At 62.0% G+C, this 18,633-nt stretch carries 16 protein-coding genes and 2 pseudogenes; 7 read left to right on the forward strand and 11 right to left on the reverse strand.

Features of this window, described 5'->3' with window-relative positions; translation table 11 throughout:
* Positions 1-82 precede the first annotated feature (82 nt).
* Entirely contained in the window at positions 83-862 is a 780-nt protein-coding gene (locus NG696_RS11925; RefSeq protein ID WP_252575492.1) for an N-carbamoylsarcosine amidohydrolase, read from the forward strand.
* Positions 863-1,099: 237 nt separating this feature from the next.
* On the opposite strand, the pseudogene NG696_RS11930 reads toward NG696_RS11925, so the two are convergent.
* From NG696_RS11930 to NG696_RS11970, 9 genes and pseudogenes are all read right to left on the reverse strand, one after another.
* A pseudogene (locus tag NG696_RS11930) lies at positions 1,100-1,329 on the reverse strand (recombinase family protein); the annotation flags it as partial.
* A 268-nt stretch (positions 1,330-1,597) separates the two neighbouring features.
* Positions 1,598-1,852 carry a hypothetical protein gene (locus NG696_RS11935; RefSeq protein WP_252575493.1) on the reverse strand — a complete coding sequence of 85 codons (255 nt, stop codon included), beginning with the start codon at positions 1,850-1,852 and terminating at the stop codon, positions 1,598-1,600.
* A gap of 977 nt (positions 1,853-2,829) precedes the next feature.
* The gene (locus NG696_RS11940; RefSeq protein WP_252575494.1) at positions 2,830-3,657 is read right to left on the reverse strand and encodes an IclR family transcriptional regulator; all 828 of its coding nucleotides are present in this window, start codon (positions 3,655-3,657) and stop codon (positions 2,830-2,832) included.
* A gap of 65 nt (positions 3,658-3,722) precedes the next feature.
* Entirely contained in the window at positions 3,723-4,682 is a 960-nt protein-coding gene (locus NG696_RS11945) for a PDR/VanB family oxidoreductase (protein ID WP_252575495.1), read from the reverse strand.
* 1 nt (position 4,683) lies between these two features.
* The gene (locus NG696_RS11950) at positions 4,684-5,481 is read right to left on the reverse strand and encodes an amino acid ABC transporter ATP-binding protein (RefSeq protein ID WP_305884619.1); all 798 of its coding nucleotides are present in this window, start codon (positions 5,479-5,481) and stop codon (positions 4,684-4,686) included.
* Positions 5,478-6,428 (reverse strand): amino acid ABC transporter permease, encoded by a 951-nt coding sequence (locus tag NG696_RS11955; RefSeq protein WP_252575496.1) that lies wholly within the window; start codon positions 6,426-6,428, stop codon positions 5,478-5,480. The genes NG696_RS11950 and NG696_RS11955 overlap by 4 nt, the downstream gene beginning before the upstream one ends.
* 14 nt (positions 6,429-6,442) lie before the next feature.
* A complete protein-coding gene (locus NG696_RS11960; RefSeq protein ID WP_252575497.1) occupies positions 6,443-7,381 on the reverse strand; it encodes an ABC transporter substrate-binding protein in 939 nt (312 codons plus the stop codon).
* A gap of 57 nt (positions 7,382-7,438) precedes the next feature.
* Positions 7,439-7,885 carry a hypothetical protein gene (locus tag NG696_RS11965; RefSeq protein ID WP_252575499.1) on the reverse strand — a complete coding sequence of 149 codons (447 nt, stop codon included), beginning with the start codon at positions 7,883-7,885 and terminating at the stop codon, positions 7,439-7,441.
* A 2-nt stretch (positions 7,886-7,887) separates the two neighbouring features.
* On the reverse strand, positions 7,888-8,940 hold the full coding sequence (locus tag NG696_RS11970; protein ID WP_252575500.1) for a Rieske 2Fe-2S domain-containing protein: 1,053 nt from the start codon (positions 8,938-8,940) through the stop codon (positions 7,888-7,890).
* Positions 8,941-9,071: 131 nt separating this feature from the next.
* Here NG696_RS11970 and NG696_RS11975 point away from each other — a divergent pair, with 131 nt between their 5' ends.
* The 3 genes from NG696_RS11975 (at position 9,072) to hxlA (ending at position 11,583) form a co-directional block, all read left to right on the forward strand.
* The gene (locus NG696_RS11975; protein WP_252575501.1) at positions 9,072-9,788 is read left to right on the forward strand and encodes a GntR family transcriptional regulator; all 717 of its coding nucleotides are present in this window, start codon (positions 9,072-9,074) and stop codon (positions 9,786-9,788) included.
* A 507-nt stretch (positions 9,789-10,295) separates the two neighbouring features.
* Positions 10,296-10,895 carry a 6-phospho-3-hexuloisomerase gene (gene hxlB / locus NG696_RS11980; protein WP_252575502.1) on the forward strand — a complete coding sequence of 200 codons (600 nt, stop codon included), beginning with the start codon at positions 10,296-10,298 and terminating at the stop codon, positions 10,893-10,895.
* 64 nt (positions 10,896-10,959) lie between these two features.
* The gene (gene hxlA, locus NG696_RS11985) at positions 10,960-11,583 is read left to right on the forward strand and encodes a 3-hexulose-6-phosphate synthase (RefSeq protein WP_252575503.1); all 624 of its coding nucleotides are present in this window, start codon (positions 10,960-10,962) and stop codon (positions 11,581-11,583) included.
* Positions 11,584-11,815: 232 nt separating this feature from the next.
* Here the strand turns inward: hxlA and NG696_RS11990 are convergent, their stop codons facing one another.
* A complete protein-coding gene (locus tag NG696_RS11990; RefSeq protein ID WP_252575504.1) occupies positions 11,816-12,019 on the reverse strand; it encodes a hypothetical protein in 204 nt (67 codons plus the stop codon).
* 44 nt (positions 12,020-12,063) lie between these two features.
* Between NG696_RS11990 and zwf the strand changes: the two genes are divergently transcribed.
* The 3 genes and pseudogenes from zwf to NG696_RS12005 form a co-directional block, all read left to right on the forward strand.
* On the forward strand, positions 12,064-13,620 hold the full coding sequence (zwf, locus tag NG696_RS11995) for a glucose-6-phosphate dehydrogenase (protein WP_252575505.1): 1,557 nt from the start codon (positions 12,064-12,066) through the stop codon (positions 13,618-13,620).
* Positions 13,617-14,525 carry a glucose-6-phosphate dehydrogenase assembly protein OpcA gene (locus NG696_RS12000; RefSeq protein WP_252575506.1) on the forward strand — a complete coding sequence of 303 codons (909 nt, stop codon included), beginning with the start codon at positions 13,617-13,619 and terminating at the stop codon, positions 14,523-14,525. Before zwf ends, NG696_RS12000 begins: the two co-directional genes overlap by 4 nt.
* A 432-nt stretch (positions 14,526-14,957) precedes the next feature.
* Positions 14,958-15,902: pseudogene (locus NG696_RS12005) on the forward strand (glycogen debranching N-terminal domain-containing protein); the annotation flags it as partial.
* 1,067 nt (positions 15,903-16,969) lie between these two features.
* Here the strand turns inward: NG696_RS12005 and NG696_RS12010 are convergent.
* Entirely contained in the window at positions 16,970-18,481 is a 1,512-nt protein-coding gene (locus tag NG696_RS12010; protein WP_252575507.1) for an NAD-dependent succinate-semialdehyde dehydrogenase, read from the reverse strand.
* Positions 18,482-18,633 lie beyond the last annotated feature (152 nt).

Consider the following 18,633-nt stretch of genomic DNA (forward strand, 5'->3'; position numbering starts at 1 on the left):
CCGGTTCGTGCGCTACAGTATCCACTACAGCAACCTTGTTGCTACCTTAGAAACACAACAGCCCGAGAGAGTGGAGAGAACCATGACAACAGAGACAGAGACGTTCAACGACATCGAAGCCCGTCTTGCAGCAGTGCTGGAGGAGGCGTTCGAAGCAGGCACGGACATCTACAACGAGCGAGGCTTCAAGCGTCGGATCGGCTACGGCAACCGCCCCGCCGTCATCCACATCGACCTCGCGAACGCTTGGACCCGTCCGGGCCACCCGTTCAGCTGCCCAGGCATGGAGACGATCATCCCGAACGTCCAGCGGATCAACGAGGCCGCGCGCGCCAAGGGTGTCCCGGTCTTCTACACCACGAACGTGTACCGCAACCGCGACGCCACCTCCGGGACGAACGACATGGGCCTGTGGTACTCGAAGATCCCCACGGAGACCCTTCCGGCGGATTCCTACTGGGCGCAGATCGACGACCGCATTGCTCCCGCGGAAGGCGAGGTCGTAATCGAGAAGAATCGCGCCTCGGCGTTCCCGGGAACGAACCTCGAGCTCTTCCTGACCTCCAACCGCATCGACACCCTGATCGTGACCGGTGCGACCGCGGCCGGGTGCGTACGCCACACCGTCGAGGACGCGATCGCGAAGGGCTTCCGCCCGATCATCCCCAGGGAGACCATCGGCGACCGCGTCCCGGGCGTCGTGCAGTGGAACCTCTACGACATCGACAACAAGTTCGGTGACGTGGAGTCCACGGATTCGGTGGTGGATTACCTGAACCGCCTCCCGCAGTTCGAGGACACGGTCCCAAAGACCCTCTCGGATCCCCAGCCCGAGGTGGCGTGCCCCGCGGATCCGGCCTAAGCCGCACCGCACTCTCGGAGCCCCGCGGTCCGGCATCCCGGGCCGACCCGACGACAGCCGGCACCCCTCAGCGGGTGCCGGCTGTCGTCGGGTCGGGCTGGGCTGCGGTGATGAGTGCGTTTTTGGAACACTGGCTGGACCGCCGACGAACTGCGCTCGGCCGGCCTCGGCGAACCCGAGAAGAAGCTTCGCGTGCGCAAGCGTGCAACGCGCCGGAGCACGCCGACGCCGGGCGTCGAACGCCCCTGCGACGGAAAGTATGAGGTTGGCCATGGGTATTCCTCCCCGGTGAAGACCAGACTCTCTTTGACGAACTCCACCCGCACGTCTTTGCGTGTGAGGCCCTGGGCAAGGGCACGTAAGTCATCGAGGTTGCGGGCGAGCCGGTCCATGCTGTGTACGACGACAGGGTCTCCGTCGCGGGCGGATCGCAGAAGTTCTGTGTGCTGTGTCCGGGCCGGAGGCCTTCACGCCCACGTACCCGATACGCTGACCAGCCACACGGTGCCTCCTACCCTCATCCTGTCAGGTTGAGTTCTGGGCGCGTCCCAGAAGGAAGTCAAGGATGTAACGGCCCGCTCGTCAGGTTGGGGTGTACTTCGGTCTGACGGGAGTATGCAGAGAAGGCGTCATGCAAACGCTGCGGCAGTAGATCTAGACTCCTGTTTCGAAGCAACAGCAGGGCTAAAGTGGCCAGGAATGATGGGCTCCTTCCTGACGTGCCGATAAGAAACCCTATGAATGGCTGGGCGGCACTTGGAACTTTTCCTCGCCCCCCGTGTTGGGGGACAGATCTAGTTCATACGTTTGTCCGTACGGCACCGTTGGAGATAGGGCGACGGTGAATTGGGTGTAGTGATGTCGGGTGACGAGCACGCCACAAGCTTTGTTAACTTTGGCTTCCTGAATGGCAGTTTCAAGCGCAAACGTTAGCTGGGTCTCCTTGTCGGCAGGGTCCCGGACTAATAGATCAGCGATGATCCTTTGCATGGTTTTCTCCTCTGAGTCTTGCGTGCGGTTTGTTGGTGGTTGCTTTCAGGGCTCCGCTAGTTCTTTGCTCCAGTTGCAGGGACCAGGCGTCCGAGTCATGGGTGTCAGGGCCGTGATCGGGCAGCCTGAGCCCGCTCCGAGGGCGCCAATTCGAACACAAGAGTCCAGAGGACCTGCCTACCGCCCAGTAACGGCATGATGTCCCCTTGCGCAAGATAGCGAAATGGCTCAGGGTCACCGTCTGGCCTCCACCAGCCACTAACTGGTGCAACATCACAGGTTCTCGCAGCGGGGCAGAAGCCGCGACGCTCAGGCCGTTGTTGTTCAGTGGCTGGAGTCATATTCCATAGAAGTTTCTGAGCCGTTGACACTGAAGGACGGAAGGTCCTGACAGTCTTAGATACTGGGATCCTCACAGTCACTTGGACCAGGGCCTCCCACGTTGCGAGAATGAGAGGCCCTGGTGGTCTAAGTGTTCCTGCGGTGCAGGGGTGCGGTCCCCCCGTCTGTGGGATGACATGTCGTCGTGGGAGGCTGGGAGTCCCGGAACCAAGCAATCCTTGACAGGTAAGCGCAGGCGTGCTGTTGGTCCTGCTCGCGAAAGGTGCGGAACTACTTATGGGCAACTGTGCGGTTTAGTCGGTTTCCGGTCCGTGGCAATAATGGCAGTCTGGGGGACACTGTGAGAGGCCCGTTGGTGCCGGCATCGAAAGTGCTTCCAGCGCCTCAGTTCTGTTCGTTATTCGTTGCGTGGGCCGCTCTGCAGGGATTGCTGCCTTGGATGGTTGCATGGGCGTGGCTTGAATCATTTTTTGTACCTTCGTTGTAGACGGTCGGATTGTTCGTTCGGCCGTACGAGAGGTGTTGGTGGTGCAGGGGGACTTTTGAGTGGCATCTTGGAATCTTTCGGTCGTTTCCCGAGTTCGCAGCCGTGACGGCGGGTGGTAAAGTCGGCGAGAACGTGAGTGGATGTTCACTTAGTCTGCAGTTCTGTTTCCATGGATGCGGCGGGAGAGCTTATTCGCTGCATCCTTGACCATCTGCGCCAATTGTGGCCCTAAATCTTCAGCAAAATCCTTTTCGATGAACGTCACTGAAACTGCGGCTGTAGGCCAACCGTGGTCGTCCGTCACAGCAGCAGCTATGGAACCTAATCCAGGGGTGACCTGGCCGGATTCTGTGGCATAGCCCCGCTGGCGCACCTGATCGAGATGGGAGGACAGCGCCACGTATTTCGTGATCGATGGTTCTGCTGCCACGTTGGGGCAGCTGAAGGCCGCGGCATTGGGATAGAGTGCCCGGACGTGCGCCCTTGGTGCGGCAGCGAGAATGGCGCGGCCGCTGGCTGTCAGGTGGCTGGGCAGTTGCACTCCGACGTCGGTGACGAGAGGAGGGCGTCCTTTTGCCCGCTCTTCGAGGATGTAGAGCACATCACGGCCGTGTAGTACGGCCAGATGTGCGCTTTCGCCCGTCGCTTTGCCCAAGGATTCGAGCACAGGCCTGCCGGCGCTGGTCAGTGCTTGGTGGTGGGAATAGGCGGAGCCGATTTCGAGTGCGTCCGGCCCCAGGCCGAAGCGGCCTTCTTCGCGGAGGTGTTGGACGAATCCGTTTTCCTCCATGACGCGGAGTAGGTCATAGATGCTGGAGCGGGGTATGTCCAGCTCTTTACCGATCCTTGAGGCGAGCATCGGTGACCTCTTGGAGGCGAGATGTTTGAGTATGCGGAGGGTGTTCTCTGAACCAGGGACTTTGGATACTGTTTTGCCTTTGCGGCCCTTGATCATGTCGACTGCGTTTAGTGTCATGAGTCTTCTCTTGTGGTGGCTGCGACGACAGTGTTTCCCGTGGTGGGTAGGTTCCGGTGCGTCGCTTATAGGTCCAAAATGAGGCGGGGGCTGTTGCAGCGTGAGACGCAAATCATCATGGTGGCGCTTTCTTCACGCTCCAGTGGCGACAGCAAGGTGTCTCGATGGTCGATGCTTCCCTGGATCACAGGGGTTTCGCATGTGCCGCAGATGCCCTCGCGGCAGGAGTTCGGCGGGTTGATGCCGGCCGCTTCCAGGGCCTCCAGGACGGATAACTCGTTTGGAACTGGTACCTCCGTTCCGTCGGCCAACTCAACGATGAAGGAGGAGTCAGTAGCTGGCCGCGTGCCTGGGGCAGCGGGATCGAGGGAGAACCGTTCGCAGTGGAAAGTGGAGGGGTCAGTCCAAGTCCGTGATGCCGTTTCGAGCGCATCGAGAAGTTTCTGTGGGCCACATGCGTAGACCTCGGTTCCGTCTTCAAGCTGATTGACCAGGTGATTGAGGGGAAATGCCCCGAGTTCCTCGCTGACATGGATCGTGGCCCGGTCTCCGAGGGCTGCGACCTCTTGGAGAAACGCCATGGAGCTGCGGTTGCGACCTAGGTAGAGCAGTTCCCATGGAACGTCTTTTTTCAGGGCGGACCAGACCATTGGAAGGATCGGGGTGATGCCGATGCCCCCCGCGACGAACAGGTACCGTTCGGCGGGGCGCAGCGGGAAGTTGTTTCTTGTTTCCCGGACCTGGAGCTTTGTGCCTGGTTTCAGTTCGTCGTGCACGAATGCCGAACCGCCGCGCCCGGGGGTTTCCCGGAGCACAGCAATACGCCATTCCTGTGTTTCTTCTGGTGTGGAGCAGAGGGAGTACTGGCGAAGTATTCCGTTGGGAAGGAGGACATCGATATGGGCGCCCGGTTCCCATGCGGGCAGTTCTCCCTTCAATGGGTGCGTCAGGGTTAGTGAAACTACTTTGTCGGACAGCTGATCCACTGAGCGGACCACCATATCGAAGAAGCGGTCGTTCTCCATCTCAGTTCTCAACCTTTTCCGCAGTGACGGATGCAAGAAATGCTTTGGTCCGTTCATTGGTGGGGTTGGTGATCACCTCGCGGGCCGGGCCCTGTTCCACGACCCGGCCGTCGGCCATAAATACGACACGGTCTGCGACGTCACGGGCGAAGTTCATTTCATGGGTAACGACGATCATGGTCATGCCTGACAGTGCGAGGTCTTTCATGACTTTTAGGACTTCGCCGACCAGTTCCGGATCAAGGGCGGAGGTTGGTTCATCAAACAGCATGAGCTTTGGCTCCATGCAGAGTGCGCGGGCGATAGCGACGCGTTGCTGCTGTCCGCCGGAGAGCTGTCGGGGATACGCGTTTGCTTTGTCGCTGAGGCCTACCTTTTCGAGCAGTGCGAGAGCACGCTCGGTGGCTGTGCTCTTCTTCTCTCTTCTGACGACGCGGGGTGCCTCGATCAGGTTTTCGAGCACGGTCATGTGAGGGAAGAGGTTGAACTGCTGGAAGACCATGCCGATGTCCATGCGTTGGCGGCAGATATCGCGGTGGTTCTGCTCGTGGAGTTTCGTGCCTTTGAGGTCGTAGCCGACGATGGTTCCATCGACCCACATGCGGCCGCCGTCAACGGTTTCGAGGTGGTTGATGCAGCGCAGGAAGGTGCTTTTCCCGGAGCCTGAGGGACCGATGAGGCAGACGACCTCGCCTTGCGCGACTTCCATGTCGATCCCTTTGAGCACGTCATTGCTGCCGTAGCTTTTGGAGATTGAATTTGCCTTGACCATCGGCGTGGGCGTTGCCTGGACCGTCATCGCGGGCCGCCTTTCAAGGTTGGGCCCTTCAAGGACAGGGCGTCGTGGGTGCGGAAGAATCTGCGGAGCTGTTGAAGTGGCGTGGGAGGCAGATTGCGTTGGTTGCCGCGGGCGAACCTGCGTTCGAGGTAGTACTGGCCAATGGTCAGGATTGAGGTGATGAGGAGGTACCAGAGGCTCGCGACGATCAGCATCGGTATGGTTTCAAAGGTTCGGGCGTAGATGACTTGAGACGAGTAGAGAAGTTCCGGCACTGAAATGACGCTGACGAGCGAGGTGGATTTGAGCATCCCGATGGTTTCATTGCCGGTCGGGGGGATGATGACGCGCATGGCTTGGGGCAGGACGATCCTGCGTATGGTCTGCATACGGGTGATGCCCAGGGCTTCGGCGGCTTCTATCTGGCCGTTGTCGACCGAGAGTATGCCTGCCCGGACGATTTCGGACATGTAGGCGCCCTGGTTGAGGCCAAGGCCCAGGATGGCTGCGGTGAGGGGGGTGATGAGCTGGTTTGCGTCTAGGTGCAGCCCCGGGATGCCCAGGGAAATGACCGGGTAAAGCGCTGCGAGGTTGAACCAGAAAAGCAGCTGCACGAGGACAGGTGTTCCCCGGAAGAAGTTGACGTAGGCGAACGCTGCAGCCTGGACCACGGGGTTGGGTGAGAGCCGCATGACAGCGAAAACGACGCCCAGGACCGTTCCGATGACCATGCTGATGACGGTCAGTTCAAGGGTGACCAGGATGCCGCGAAGGATGGACGCTTCAGAGAGATACGTTGCGACGACGTCCCAACCGAAATTGGGATTGGTCAGCACCGATTGCAGCAGCAGCCCGGCGATGAGCACGATGATGAGCGCCGATGCCCATCGACCGGGGTGTTTTGCCTTGACGACCGTATATTCGTCGCCGGTTCTACCCGCCGCTAGGCGGGGCGTGGTGGTTGTCATTTAGGGATTCCTGTTTACTTCGCAGCCAAAACGTCAGCGCTCACAAGGACGCTGTCCGGGACGCCCCACTTTTCGCTGATGGCCTGGTAGTGATCGCTGTTGAGCACGTCCCGTACAGCCTCCGTGACCGCTGCCTTCAGCCCGGATTCCTTGTTGAGGGCCAGTCCGATGGGTTCGGGCTTGTAGTCTTCGCCCTTTGCCAGTTCGAATTTCCCGTTGGCTTCCTTGGCTTGGTAGGCGAGGGTGACGCTGTCCGCGGCGACGCCGTCGACTCTCCCTGAGACCAGGGCGAGGTTGGCGTCGGATTGGGAGGGGAAGTTTTGCACGTTGATTGGTTCGTGCCCGGACTCGGTGCATTGTGTGGAGAATGCCGGAAGGATTTCCAGGGACTGTATGGATCCCTTTTGGCCCGCGATGGTCCTGCCGCACATGGTCATCGGGTCCATGGTGATGTGGTGGGGGTTCCCGGTGAGGACGGCGACGCCCGATCCGCTGTTGATGTATTGGACAAAGTCAACGATTTTTTCCCGCTCCGTGGTGACGGAGAAGAAGGATGCTGCCATGTCGTATTTACCGGAGGCGAGTCCGGGGAGGATGGTGTCGAACGTTGCGGGGACGTGTTCGATTTTCAGTCCCAGGGTCGCCCCTACGGCATCGGTGAAATCAACGTCCCAGCCGATCATGGTCTTGTTGTCGGTGTCGAAGTACTCGAAGGGCGCATAGGTGGGGTCTGAGGCCACTCGCAGGACTCCCGCTGCCCTGATGTTTTCCGGGAGAAGCCCGCGTGCCTTTTCGTTGGCGGGCAGTGTTGATGCGGTCACGGTTGAGGTGCTGCCGGGAGCAGCAGCGGCGCTGCCTTTCGGGGATGCGTCCGACGCCGCGGCACAGGAGGTTGCAGTCAGGGCCATCAGAAGAGCTCCGGTGAGGAGCAGGGGGTTAGCGGGGTTGCTCATGGTGATACCTTTCGACGCTGAAATGTACGGAAACAAGAACAAGACAAGGTGCCAGAGTCAGGGGACCCAGCGGAGCACTTTGGCGTGCGTGGGGGACAGGGTGATGACCTGCACGGCTGATTCGCCGGCGGTCAGGGAAAGCCGTAGTGATTCCGGGTCTTCACCTTCGACGATGAAAGTGTCTCCAGGACGGAGCCTCCGTTTCCATGGCCCGTCCTCTGCTGAGACGAGGGCTTCCCCGGCAAGTGCCGCCACGACGATCTGTTCCCCGGCGTCCCGGTGGAGAATGCCGGTGTAGTTTCTGTCATAGCGGGTGCTGTGCGAGGACACGTGGGCATCATTTACAGTTACCGCCGGCACCGGCTCGGGCGCTGATTCATCCAGCTCCACGGCCCAGCGCCAGGGATCGCCGCGCTCGGCGGAGTCAGGGTTGGCGGCAAGGACACGCGCGCCTGACCGCGTTCTGACGGCACCAACGTCGTTGGCGCGGATGAGCATCCACATGCCTAGTCCCTTCCCACAGCGGCAGGCACGCGGGGGTTGTTGGCCGGAAGCGCCTGTTGCTCCTTCCGTAGCAAGGCTGCAAGGATCCTCCGGGCCTTCGCCACGCCTCCGTCCTGGGCGATGAGCACGTCATGCTCACCGGCCGGCCTGGTGCTCATGCCTATTTCCTGGGCCTCGAGGGCTGCGGCGTCCTCGTCCAGGACGGTGGCCAGCCCGATGCGGAGATCCTCTGTAGCCTGTGCATTGTCGACGGCGAAGTTGCGGCTGAAGGCGTAGTAGTACCAGGTGTTGTGCTCATCAATTGGGGTGATGCCGTTGAGCACCTTGATCAGGTAGCCCTCTTCCCGGGGTCTGCCCTCGCCGGTAATGCCTGAATGCAGAACGTGCAGATTGGGAACGAAGAATTCGGTGCAGTGGAAGCGGTCGAACAGGCCTCGTGCGTCCATTGTCTCCGCGTAGAGCGGAGGTGCCACAACGGAAGGCATCAGGCGGTCAACGCTCACGACCTCACCGTCAACTTCAACGGTGATCCCGTGTTCGTAGATGTAGTCGTCACCGACGGTCGTCTGGTGCAGAAAGGACTCGTGGGTCAGGTCCAGCAGGTTGTCGTGGATAAGATCCGCCCGGCACTTGAAGTGGTAGGAGTGTGTGACGGTTGCCCACTCAGGGTCGGCCATCCAGTGGGTGTCCGGAACCAGCGCCGGATCTGCAAGTTCGGCCTCGCCGGTCCAGACCCAGATCCAGCCGTCCTTTTCCACGACAGGGTATTTGCGGACGCGGGCCCGCTCCGGAATGGAGGTCTGCGCAGGGACACGGGTGCAGACGCCGTCGGGCCCGTACGCGAACCCGTGATAACCGCATTCCACCGAGTCACCGACGGTTCGTCCTTCAGAAAGTGGAAAGGCCCGGTGTGCGCAACGGTCGGCCAATGCCACCGCTTCGTTGTCCTGGGTCCGGAAAAGGACAATGGGCTGTGTGCAGATCACCCGGCGAATCGGTTTGCGTGTCACATCGGCAGACCACCCCGCCACGTACCAGGTATTCAATACGAACATCTTCGTTCCTCCTAAAATTGACTGTATACACTGTATTCAGAAGCTGTGATGCAGGTCAAGTAGTTTCCCTAAAGCTCTGCAAGATTGCTTCCGGCCTTGGTTGCGGTTGGCTCCCGCCGAGCGTGGACGGCGTGGCCGGCGCGGAGTTCGTGCCAAAATTGCAGAAAATGAAAGCAGAGGTGGCCATGGCCGTACAACCGAAAGATCTCAGGCCTTTGGCCGAGAAGGTCTATGAGCTCATTACGGCCGATATCGCCACCGGCCAGATTCCGTCCGGCACGGCCCTGGTCCAGGAGCAGGTTGCCGCCCAGTATGGGGTGTCGCGGACCCCGGTACGTGACGTCCTGACCCGCCTGACCTTGGAAGGGCTTACGACCCTTGTCCCAGGCCGCGGGTACATCATCAACCAGCTTGACGAGACCGAGATTTCAGATGTCTTCGACGTCCGCTACGCCCTCGAAACATTGGCGGTGCAGCGCGCCTGCGGCCACTACACTCCGCAGCAGCTGCTGCGGATGAGCAGCCTCACCGAAGAGACCGCCCTCATTGACCCGTCAGATAACCTCGAGCTTTTCCGGCTTGGTCAGGCCTTTCATATAGCCCTTGTAGAGCCGGCGGGAAACAGCTTCCTGCTCAGCGTGCTCACCTCCGTCTGGAATCACCCGATACAGAAGCGCATTACGATGACCTACCGCCAGGGCGCGGACTACCAAAACAAGGTCGTGGACGACCACCGTCAAATCCTGGACGCCCTCAGGGCTGAGGACGCCAACCGGGCAATTGAGCTCCTGCGCCATTGCCATGACGTCACCGATCCTAATCGTGAACAAAGCCCCGTAGAGCTTTGAGGGTAAAAGGGCGCCTCGATAGTGGTTTGGTGTCCACTGAACCAGCGCAGCCCTGGCGCTGGGGGAGGGGCATCACCTCCATTGGCGGCCGAGCTGCAGCCCGTGCAGTGGACTCAGGTTTAGAACCGTGGAACTCAACAATGTTCTCGCTAGTGCCAGCACCGAGTGAGGCCCGGAGCGGGTTGCTATGGGCCATCGGCGTCTGCCGGTGTGAGATTTCATGCAGCCTTGCTGGCTGTGGAGGCGCGTGATGTCCAGGGGAGTCTGACGGAGACGCGCCCGAACCCCGTTCGCGTGCAACATTAACTCGCGATTTTCCCCGGTCCGGGCCTTCTGTAGCGTAGGTGTGCGCTCATTAAGTCCGCCCGACGGGTAATGCAGGACGAAGACTGTTGACCCAAACCCGAAGGCTGTATACAGTGTATACGGCTCGCTCGTTCATTGTATCTCGGGAGCGCGCGGGACTCACTGAGTTACCCAATTCCGAAGAGCTCAAAGGAGAGCAACATGCAGAGCACGGCGTCACCGGCACTTGTTCATGCCATTCCTGCGGACGCCCTCGGGCGCAACCTAGCGCTCATCCATGGCGAAGTCGCAGACACCGCAGCCAGGATCAATGGGGAAGAGTTGGCTGCACTGGCTGCAGAGCTTGCCGGCGCAGATCAGGTTTTCGTGGCAGGGGCGGGACGAAGTGGCCTCGTTCTTAGGATGGCGGCCATGCGCTTAATGCACCTTGGCCTAAGAGTCCACATAGCCGGTGACACCACGACGCCCGCGATCAGCACCGGTGATCTACTTTTGGTTGCCTCGGGATCAGGAACAACCTCAGGTGTTGTCAGGGCAGGAGAAATTGCTGCCAAAGCCGGTGCCCGAGTGGCAGCCTTCACGGCTAACCCGCAGTCGCCGCTGGGGGCTATAGCGGACACGCTGGTGATCATCCCTGCCCCCCAAAAGACCGACCACGGATCCGGGGCCTCCCGGCAGTATTCCGGGAGCCTCTTCGAGCAAGTCCTTTTCCTCGCTGCCGAAGCCGTCTTCCAGGCCCTCTGGGAGAAAGCCAATATCCCTGCCGAACAGCTGTGGACCCGGCACGCAAACCTCGAATAGCCCCATCAAAGACCAACAAGAGCCTTAGCCGCTCACCACCCAACCCCTAGAGAAAGAACTGATCATGAAACTTCAAGTCGCCATGGACCTCCTGACAATCGAGGACGCCCTCGAACTGGCAGGCAAAGTCGCCGAGCACGTGGACATCATTGAACTCGGCACGCCCCTCATCAAGGCTGCAGGTCTCTCCGCTGTCACCGCCATCAAAGCAGCTCACCCGGACAAGATCGTCTTCGCCGACATGAAAACGATGGACGCTGGCGAACTGGAGGCCGACATCGCCTTCAAAGCAGGCGCCGATCTGGTGTCCGTCCTTGGAAGCGCCGACGACTCAACCATCGCAGGCGCCGTCAAAGCCGCACGGGCACACGGAAAAGGCATCGTCGTTGACCTCATCGGTGTGGCGAATAAGGTCGCCCGCGCCAAAGAGGCGCGCGCCCTGGGCGCCGAATTCATCGAGTTCCACGCGGGCCTGGATGAACAGGCACAGCCCGGCTACGACCTTAACGGGCTCCTCAGCGCCGGCGAGGAATCACGCGTCCCCTTCTCAGTGGCCGGAGGAGTAAACCTCGCCACAATCAGCGCCGTGCAGCGTGCTGGTGCAGACGTCGCCGTTGCCGGCGGCTCCATCTACGGAGCCGCCGATCCGGCTCTGGCAGCCAAGGAACTCCAGGCAGCAATCGTCTAGAGCGCCCTACCCAGACTGTGGCGGTCTGCGCCTGCACAAGGTGCAGACCGCTGCATCCACCCGCCCAGCATAGGAAGAGCCAAGTGCTGGGCCTTTCCGACGCCCGGAAGCAACATCCGAAGGGCAGGCAGGTGAGTGAGCGTTGAAGGCCCAAACAATCGATCGTCGAACTATGAGACAGCCCGTCTCCCGATGGGAAGCGCTGAGCCCCGGTGACGACATCGAGGTGTGGTCAGCGGAAGTATTTCAGTACGCAGGCCGGGTGGACCAGGTTGGACAACAAGGTCAAATAATTTGGGTGATCGAGAACGGCACCGCTCATCGGCGGCTTTTCCTTCGCGAGGACAGGGTCACACTTTGCCCCATCTGAACTCTCCTCCGCGTCGTTGAACGCTGGAGGCATGGATGCCAGGCCGTCCCTTTCTGAAAACTGCACTAAGACCACACTTAATCATTCGTTCAAGGAGTAGCAGGCAGCCCGTGCTCGACCCTACCTTTACACGGCGACGATACCGCGGGCGTAATCCGCTCCGGGATCCGCGTGACCGCCGCCTGAACCGGATTGCCGGTCCGTCCTCGTTGGTGCTCTTCGGGGTGACCGGCGACCTTGCGCGTAAGAAGCTGATGCCGGCGGTGTATGACCTGGCGAACCGGGGGCTGTTGCCGCCGAGTTTCGCGTTGGTGGGGTTCGGCCGCCGTCCGTGGAAACACGAGGAGTTCGCCGCCGAGGTGCAGGCCTCGGTGAAGGCGTACTCGCGGACCCCGTTTGACGAGGCGGTCTGGAACCAGCTCGCCGAGGGTATCCGTTTTGTCCAGGGCGAGTTCGACGACGATGATTCCTTTGAGCGGTTGGGTGACACGATCGCTGAGCTCGATGAGCAGCGCGGAACGCGTGGCAATCACGCGTTCTACCTCTCGATCCCGCCGAAGGCGTTTGAGCAGGTCTGCCGGCAGCTGTCCAAGCACGGCCTGGCGCAGGCTGAGGGCGAGAAGTGGCGGCGGGTGGTGATCGAGAAGCCGTTCGGGCATGACCTGGACTCGGCGAGGCAGCTGAACGACATTGTCGAGTCGGTGTTCCCGCCGGATGCGGTGTTCCGGATCGACCATTACCTGGGCAAGGAGACGGTCCAGAACATCCTGGCGCTGCGTTTCGCGAACCAGCTGTTCGAGCCGCTCTGGAACGCCAATTATGTGGACCATGTCCAGATCACGATGGCCGAGGATATCGGCACGGGCGGCCGGGCCGGGTATTACGACGGTGTGGGCGCGGCCCGCGACGTCATCCAGAACCACCTGCTGCAGCTGCTGGCGTTGACGGCGATGGAGGAGCCCATTTCCTTCAACGCCGACGACCTGCGGGCGGAGAAGGAAAAGGTCCTGGCTGCGGTCAAGCTCCCGGACGACCTCTCCACGCATTCGGCGCGCGGGCAGTTCGCCGGCGGCTGGCAGGGCGGGGAACAGGTCCAGGGCTACCTGGAGGAAGACGGCATCCCCGCGGATTCGACCACCGAGACGTTCGCGGCGATCCGGGTGGACATCCATACCCGCCGCTGGTCCGGTGTTCCGTTCTACCTCCGTGCGGGCAAGCGTCTGGGCCGCCGGGTGACCGAGATCGCGGTGGTGTTCAAGCGCGCCCCGAACCTGCTCTTCCGTGACCATGGTGAGGATGACTTCGGCCAGAACGCCGTGGTGATCCGGGTCCAGCCCGACGAGGGTGCGACCATCCGGTTCGGGTCCAAGGTCCCGGGCACGCAGATGGAAGTCCGCGACGTGACCATGGACTTCGGTTACGGTCACTCGTTCACCGAATCGTCCCCGGAAGCGTATGAGCGGCTCATCCTCGATGTGCTGCTCGGCGAGCCTCCCCTGTTCCCCCGGCACGCGGAAGTGGAGCTGTCCTGGAAGATCCTGGACCCCTTTGAAGACTACTGGGCCGGGCTGGATGAGCAGCCGGAGCCCTACGCCCCGGGGTCCTGGGGCCCTGCCTCGGCGGATGAACTGCTGGCCCGCGACGGACGAACCTGGAGAAGGCCATGATTGTAGATTTGCCGGACACCACCACCTCGAAGATCTCCAAGAAGATCACCGCCCTGCGTGAGCAGGGCGGCGTGATTGCCCTGGGCCGGGTCCTGACCCTGGTGGTCGTGACCCGCTCCGGGCTCGAGGAAGAAGCGATTGAGGCCGCGAACGAGGCCAGCCGCGAACACCCCTGCCGGATCATCGTCCTCGCCGATGCCGGGGCAAAGGCCCCGAACCGGTTGGACGCGCAGATCCGGGTGGGCGGTGACGCCGGCGCCTCGGAGGTGATCGTGCTGCGCGGTTACGGCGAGCTCGCGCACGAAAGTGAGTCCCTCGTCGCGGCGCTGCTGCTGCCGGACGCCCCGATCGTGGCGTGGTGGCCGCACGCGGCGCCGGAGAACGCCTGCGAAACCTCCGTGGGCCGGATCGCGCACCGAAGGATCACCGACTCGGCAAACGAACCCGATCCTCAAATGGCGCTGGAGAACATCCGGAACACGTACAAGGCCGGCGACACCGACCTCGCCTGGACCCGGCTGACGAACTGGCGGATCCAGCTCGCGGCGGTCCTGGATCAGGTGGACTCCTCACCCGTGACCGCCGTCGCCGTCGAAGGCGCCTCCGACTCCCCGTCCACCATCCTCCTCGCGGCCTGGCTGACCCTGGCCCTGGACGCGCCCGTGACCATCGTCGCGGACCCCGCCGGGACCGGCATCCGCCGGGTCCGGCTGTCCCGCCACAGCGGCGACGTGCAGCTCTTCCGCCCCGGACTCTCCGTCGCGGAACTCACCCAGCCCGGCCAGCCGGCCCAACGCATCTCCCTGCCCCGCCGCAGCCTCCGCGACTGCCTCGCCGAAGAACTCCGCCGCCTCGACCCCGACGAAGTCTTCGGCGACGTTCTTCAGTATCAGAAGGGCAATTAGCCGACCTCACAGTGTGGTCGTCTATAAGGAGCCCTGGGCCGCCGTGAATGGGCACGTCATCCAAGTGCCACGGCCTCAGCAGGATGGCTGACATAGAGCTGCAAAGAAGTGAAATGCCCCTTTCGGGCCCTCTTCAAACGCCGATATCAGATCTTCCGGAAAGCAGTCACTCGTTGGAGGATCTGACCATCAGCGGCGGCGTTGTTGGGTGATGCGAGATGGCCAAGTCTCGCAGTGTCGTCCCTTTCAGGAGGATCAACCGGTTGTAGCCTCGTTTGTCCCTGCACGTGCACGTGCACTGCCGCGTCCCGCGGACCAAGGCTCTGGCGTCGGCGAGCCAGCGATCGTAGCGTCGATCGGAGAGTTAGCTTCCAGGCGGCGGTTAAGCCCTATAGCCGAGGCAGCAGGGGTGTTAGTTTTGAGGAGGCCGGGATGGCTGGGTGGAACTCTGACACGGCGGCCGGTCCCTTGGGGGCCGGGACGGTCACCCTGGTAGAGGGATCGTCCTTCTGTATCTCCTTGCCGAACGGGGACATCCACCCGGAACATCCCCATGGCCTCTTCGTCCAGGACACCCGGATCCTATCCAAGTGGAGCCTGACCATCAACGGGCTCATGGTGGAGCCACTGGCGGCAGAGACCAAGGAGCCGTACCGTGCGCTGTTTGCCGGGCGCGTGCCCCGCACGGACGGGTATGCCGACAGCCCCCTGATCGTTGAGCGGCTCCGCGAGGTGGGAGCTGGCATCCAAGAGCAGATTACTGTCCGGAATTTCTCCTTGGACCCCGTCGAATGCATGATCACACTGACGGTTGAGGCGGATTTCGCCGATTTGTTTGAGGTGAAGGAAGCGCGGATCCAGCGATCATGGGACGAAAGCCGCCAAGCGGAAGGTGGGGTTCTTACCATTCGGGCTGTCTGGCAGGACGTCCAGAAAGGCGTCAATATCCAGGCGCCCGGAGCCGACGTGACCCCCGACACGATCACGTACCGGGCTTCCATCGCCGCCCGAGGCCAGTGGAGCACGATCCTTACCGCGGTGTCCGGCACCGAAAGTCCCAGCGCCCCCTCGTTCGTCCATGCTGAGCGGGAGGAAATGTCACCGAGCGACCGACGTCGGCGGGAGTGGGTGGCCAAGATCCCGGTGCTGCACATAGGAAGCCCGTCAATCGAACGCACGCTGCGGCGCAGCTACGACGACCTGGGCGCTCTTCGCATCGAGGACCCGAACCACCCGGACCGGGTCGTGGTGGCCGCCGGGGCACCCTGGTTCATGACCCTATTCGGGCGGGATTCCCTGTGGGCCTCGCAAATGGCGCTGCCCGTGGACCCCTCCCTGGCCTTAGGCACCCTCCAAACGCTGGCCGAACGCCAAGGTGACTATGACAGGGCTGGTGGATACTATCGGTGTGCTCAAGCGAGCCGATTCACCTACGTGCGCCCGGGTATAGAGATGCGGATCGCGAGTTGCTGGCAACGGCTTTTATCGCTGGGATCCGGTACGGCCGTTTCTGAATTTCTTCCAATTTTTGGCTTCATGGGGTTGCGGTCCTGCCTTCGGATGGGCTAAGGGGGCAGGGCAGCTGGTTTGCTTCGAAGCCGCTGAGCCGGCCAGTAGAGGTAGTCGCATTTTCTGGACCTGGGAGTCTGGGCCTCTCAGCGCGTCAGGGCCGCAGCTTGGCAAAATGGGCTCCCGCTGAGGGTGCCAAGTCAAACACAAGGGTCCAGAGGGTCTGCGTTTCGCCCAGTTGTGGCACGGTTTCCCCTTGCTCTATGTAGCGAAATGGCATGGGGTCGTCGGCCGGCCGCCACCAACCGCTTATTGGCGCAGGGTCACCGCTTGTGGCGGTGGCACGGACGTCCTGGTGCTGGTGCACGTGCTTTGCGGCTGGCATCATGGCCTCGTTCCTAAGTGCTGCGGTCGTGTAAAACATAGGATTCAAACGTTTCGCCCTGCAGGGCGGGCAGGATCCACCCACCTGAACTGCCCCGGTCTGGCGTTTGGGGATCCACTAGTGGCTAAGCGCTTGGCTCCCGCGCTGGCGGGGGTTGCGTGCCGGCTTATCCAGATTTCAGTCCGTTTCCGGTCCGTTGCAGTAGTGGCAGCCCTCTTCGCAGCCGTCCTGCGACATGGCTGCATCCACCCTGAAGCTGGAGGATGGAGACCAATTCCGGAGGGTAGTGCTTGCCGGCGGGGGGAGCAGGCGGGCAGCTCCGCGGTCCAAAACGCCGGGCCCGCCTGCAGGGAAATGGGCACCCGTCCGTGGCCACGTCGTTGTTTCACGTTCCTTACGCTGTGCTTGCTGATGGAGAATGTTTCTCATCAAGAGTCCTTTGAGTTCGACGACCAGTGAGATCGCTCATGGATGAGGTGAGGTTCGGTGCTGTCGGTCCGTGAAGTGCACGCCAGTAGAGTCTGCGTCCCGCCTGGCCATACGTGCCCTGTCAGCTACCTGCGGCGTAGGGGTCGGCGATGCCGATGTATTGGGTGGTGGTGTATTCGGCGATGCCTTCGGAGCCGCCTTCGCGGCCGAGCCCGGATTGCTTGACGCCGCCGAAGGGTGCTGCAGCGTTAGAGATGATGCCGGCGTTGAAGCCGACCATGCCGAATTCGATCTGCTCGGCCACGCGCAGGAGCTTGTTGAAGTCGCGGCTGTACACGTAGGAGGCCAGGCCGTATTCGCTGGCGTTGGCCAGCCGGATGGCGTCTTCCTCGGTGGTGAAGGTGGTGACGGGTGCAACTGGGCCGAAGATTTCCTGGCGGAGGATGGCGGCGTCGTTGGGCACGCCGCTGAGCACGGTGGGCTGGTAGAAGTAGCCCGGTCCGTCAACGGGTGAGCCTCCGGTTATGGCCGTGGCGCCGGCGTCGATGGCGGCGCTGACCAGTGCGTGCACATTGTCGCGGGCACCGGCGTCGATCAGGGGGCCTACCTGGGTGGCGGGTTCGGTGCCGCGGCCGATGGTCAGGGCGCCCATGGCGGCGGCGAACTTGCGGGTGAACTCCTGTGCCACTGACTCATGGACCAGGAACCGGTTGGCCGCGGTGCAGGCCTCGCCCATGTTCCGCATCTTGGCGGCCATGGCGCCTTCGACGGCCTTGTCCAGGTCGGCGTCCTCAAACACGATGAACGGGGCGTTGCCGCCGAGTTCCATGGAGGTCCGCAGCACGTTCTGCGCCGCGTCGGCCATCAACTGTTTGCCCACGGGGGTGGATCCAGTGAAGGAGACCTTCCGCAGCCGCGAATCGTTCATGAGCGGTCCGGAGATCCCTGAGGCGGACGAGGAAGACACTACGTTGAGGACACCGGCGGGCAGGCCGGCCTCCATCAGGGTGTGCGCGAATAGCTGGGATGTCAGCGGGGTCAGTTTCGCCGGCTTCAGGACCATGGTGCATCCTGCGGCGATGGCAGGGGCTACCTTGCGGGTGGCCATGGCGAGCGGGAAGTTCCACGGCGTGATGAGCAGGCACGGGCCTACCGGTTTGTGCTGGACCAGGATCTTGTTCTTGCCCTCCGGGGTGGTGAGGTAGCGGCCGTAATCCCGGACCGTCTCTTCGGAGAACCAACGGAGGAATTCCGCACCGTAGGTGACTTCCCCACGGGATTCGGCCAGCGGCTTGCCCATTTCCAAGGTCATCAGCAGCGCGAAGTCCTCGGCACGCTCGGTTACCAGATCGAAGGCCCGGCGCAGGATCTCGGCCCTCTCCCGCGGGGCGGTGCGCGCCCAGGAAGCCTGAACCATGTCCGCGGCGTCGAGTGCTGCCAGAGCGTCCTCACTCGTGGCGGAGGCGAGGGTAGCGAGTACCTCCCCGGTGGCGGGGTCATGGACATCGAACGTGCCGCCGTCGGACGCGTCCCGCCACCGACCTCCGATCAACAAACCGGTGGGGACAGAGGCAAGGAGGTCAGCCTCACGCTGGCGTGAGACAGCAGTCGGATCAACGAGGGCAGTAGTCATGAAGATTCCTAAAGAACGTAAGTGACGGTGATAACCCGCCATTAGGGTGGAGGGCTATCACCGTCCTTTGATTGATCAGCCCGACGGGCTCAAGCGCCGGAAGCGCGACTGGCCACATCGGTCCTGTGATGGCGGGACGTACTCCATCTCAG

It is taken from the genome of Pseudarthrobacter cellobiosi (assembly GCF_023913755.1).
GTDB classification, from domain to species: domain Bacteria; phylum Actinomycetota; class Actinomycetes; order Actinomycetales; family Micrococcaceae; genus Arthrobacter; species Arthrobacter cellobiosi.

Bases quoted from the DNA above. Each gene is read 5' to 3' on its own strand.
- NG696_RS11925 (WP_252575492.1), top strand. From the start codon at position 83: ATGACAACAGAGACAGAGACGTTCAACGACATCGAAGCCCGTCTTGCA.
- NG696_RS11935 (WP_252575493.1), bottom strand. From the start codon at position 1,852: ATGCAAAGGATCATCGCTGATCTATTAGTCCGGGACCCTGCCGACAAG.
- NG696_RS11940 (WP_252575494.1), bottom strand. From the start codon at position 3,657: ATGACACTAAACGCAGTCGACATGATCAAGGGCCGCAAAGGCAAAACA.
- NG696_RS11945 (WP_252575495.1), bottom strand. From the start codon at position 4,682: ATGGAGAACGACCGCTTCTTCGATATGGTGGTCCGCTCAGTGGATCAG.
- NG696_RS11950 (WP_305884619.1), bottom strand. From the start codon at position 5,481: ATGACGGTCCAGGCAACGCCCACGCCGATGGTCAAGGCAAATTCAATC.
- NG696_RS11955 (WP_252575496.1), bottom strand. From the start codon at position 6,428: ATGACAACCACCACGCCCCGCCTAGCGGCGGGTAGAACCGGCGACGAA.
- NG696_RS11960 (WP_252575497.1), bottom strand. From the start codon at position 7,381: ATGAGCAACCCCGCTAACCCCCTGCTCCTCACCGGAGCTCTTCTGATG.
- NG696_RS11965 (WP_252575499.1), bottom strand. From the start codon at position 7,885: ATGTGGATGCTCATCCGCGCCAACGACGTTGGTGCCGTCAGAACGCGG.
- NG696_RS11970 (WP_252575500.1), bottom strand. From the start codon at position 8,940: ATGTTCGTATTGAATACCTGGTACGTGGCGGGGTGGTCTGCCGATGTG.
- hxlB (WP_252575502.1), top strand. From the start codon at position 10,296: ATGCAGAGCACGGCGTCACCGGCACTTGTTCATGCCATTCCTGCGGAC.
- hxlA (WP_252575503.1), top strand. From the start codon at position 10,960: ATGAAACTTCAAGTCGCCATGGACCTCCTGACAATCGAGGACGCCCTC.
- NG696_RS12000 (WP_252575506.1), top strand. From the start codon at position 13,617: ATGATTGTAGATTTGCCGGACACCACCACCTCGAAGATCTCCAAGAAG.
- NG696_RS12010 (WP_252575507.1), bottom strand. From the start codon at position 18,481: ATGACTACTGCCCTCGTTGATCCGACTGCTGTCTCACGCCAGCGTGAG.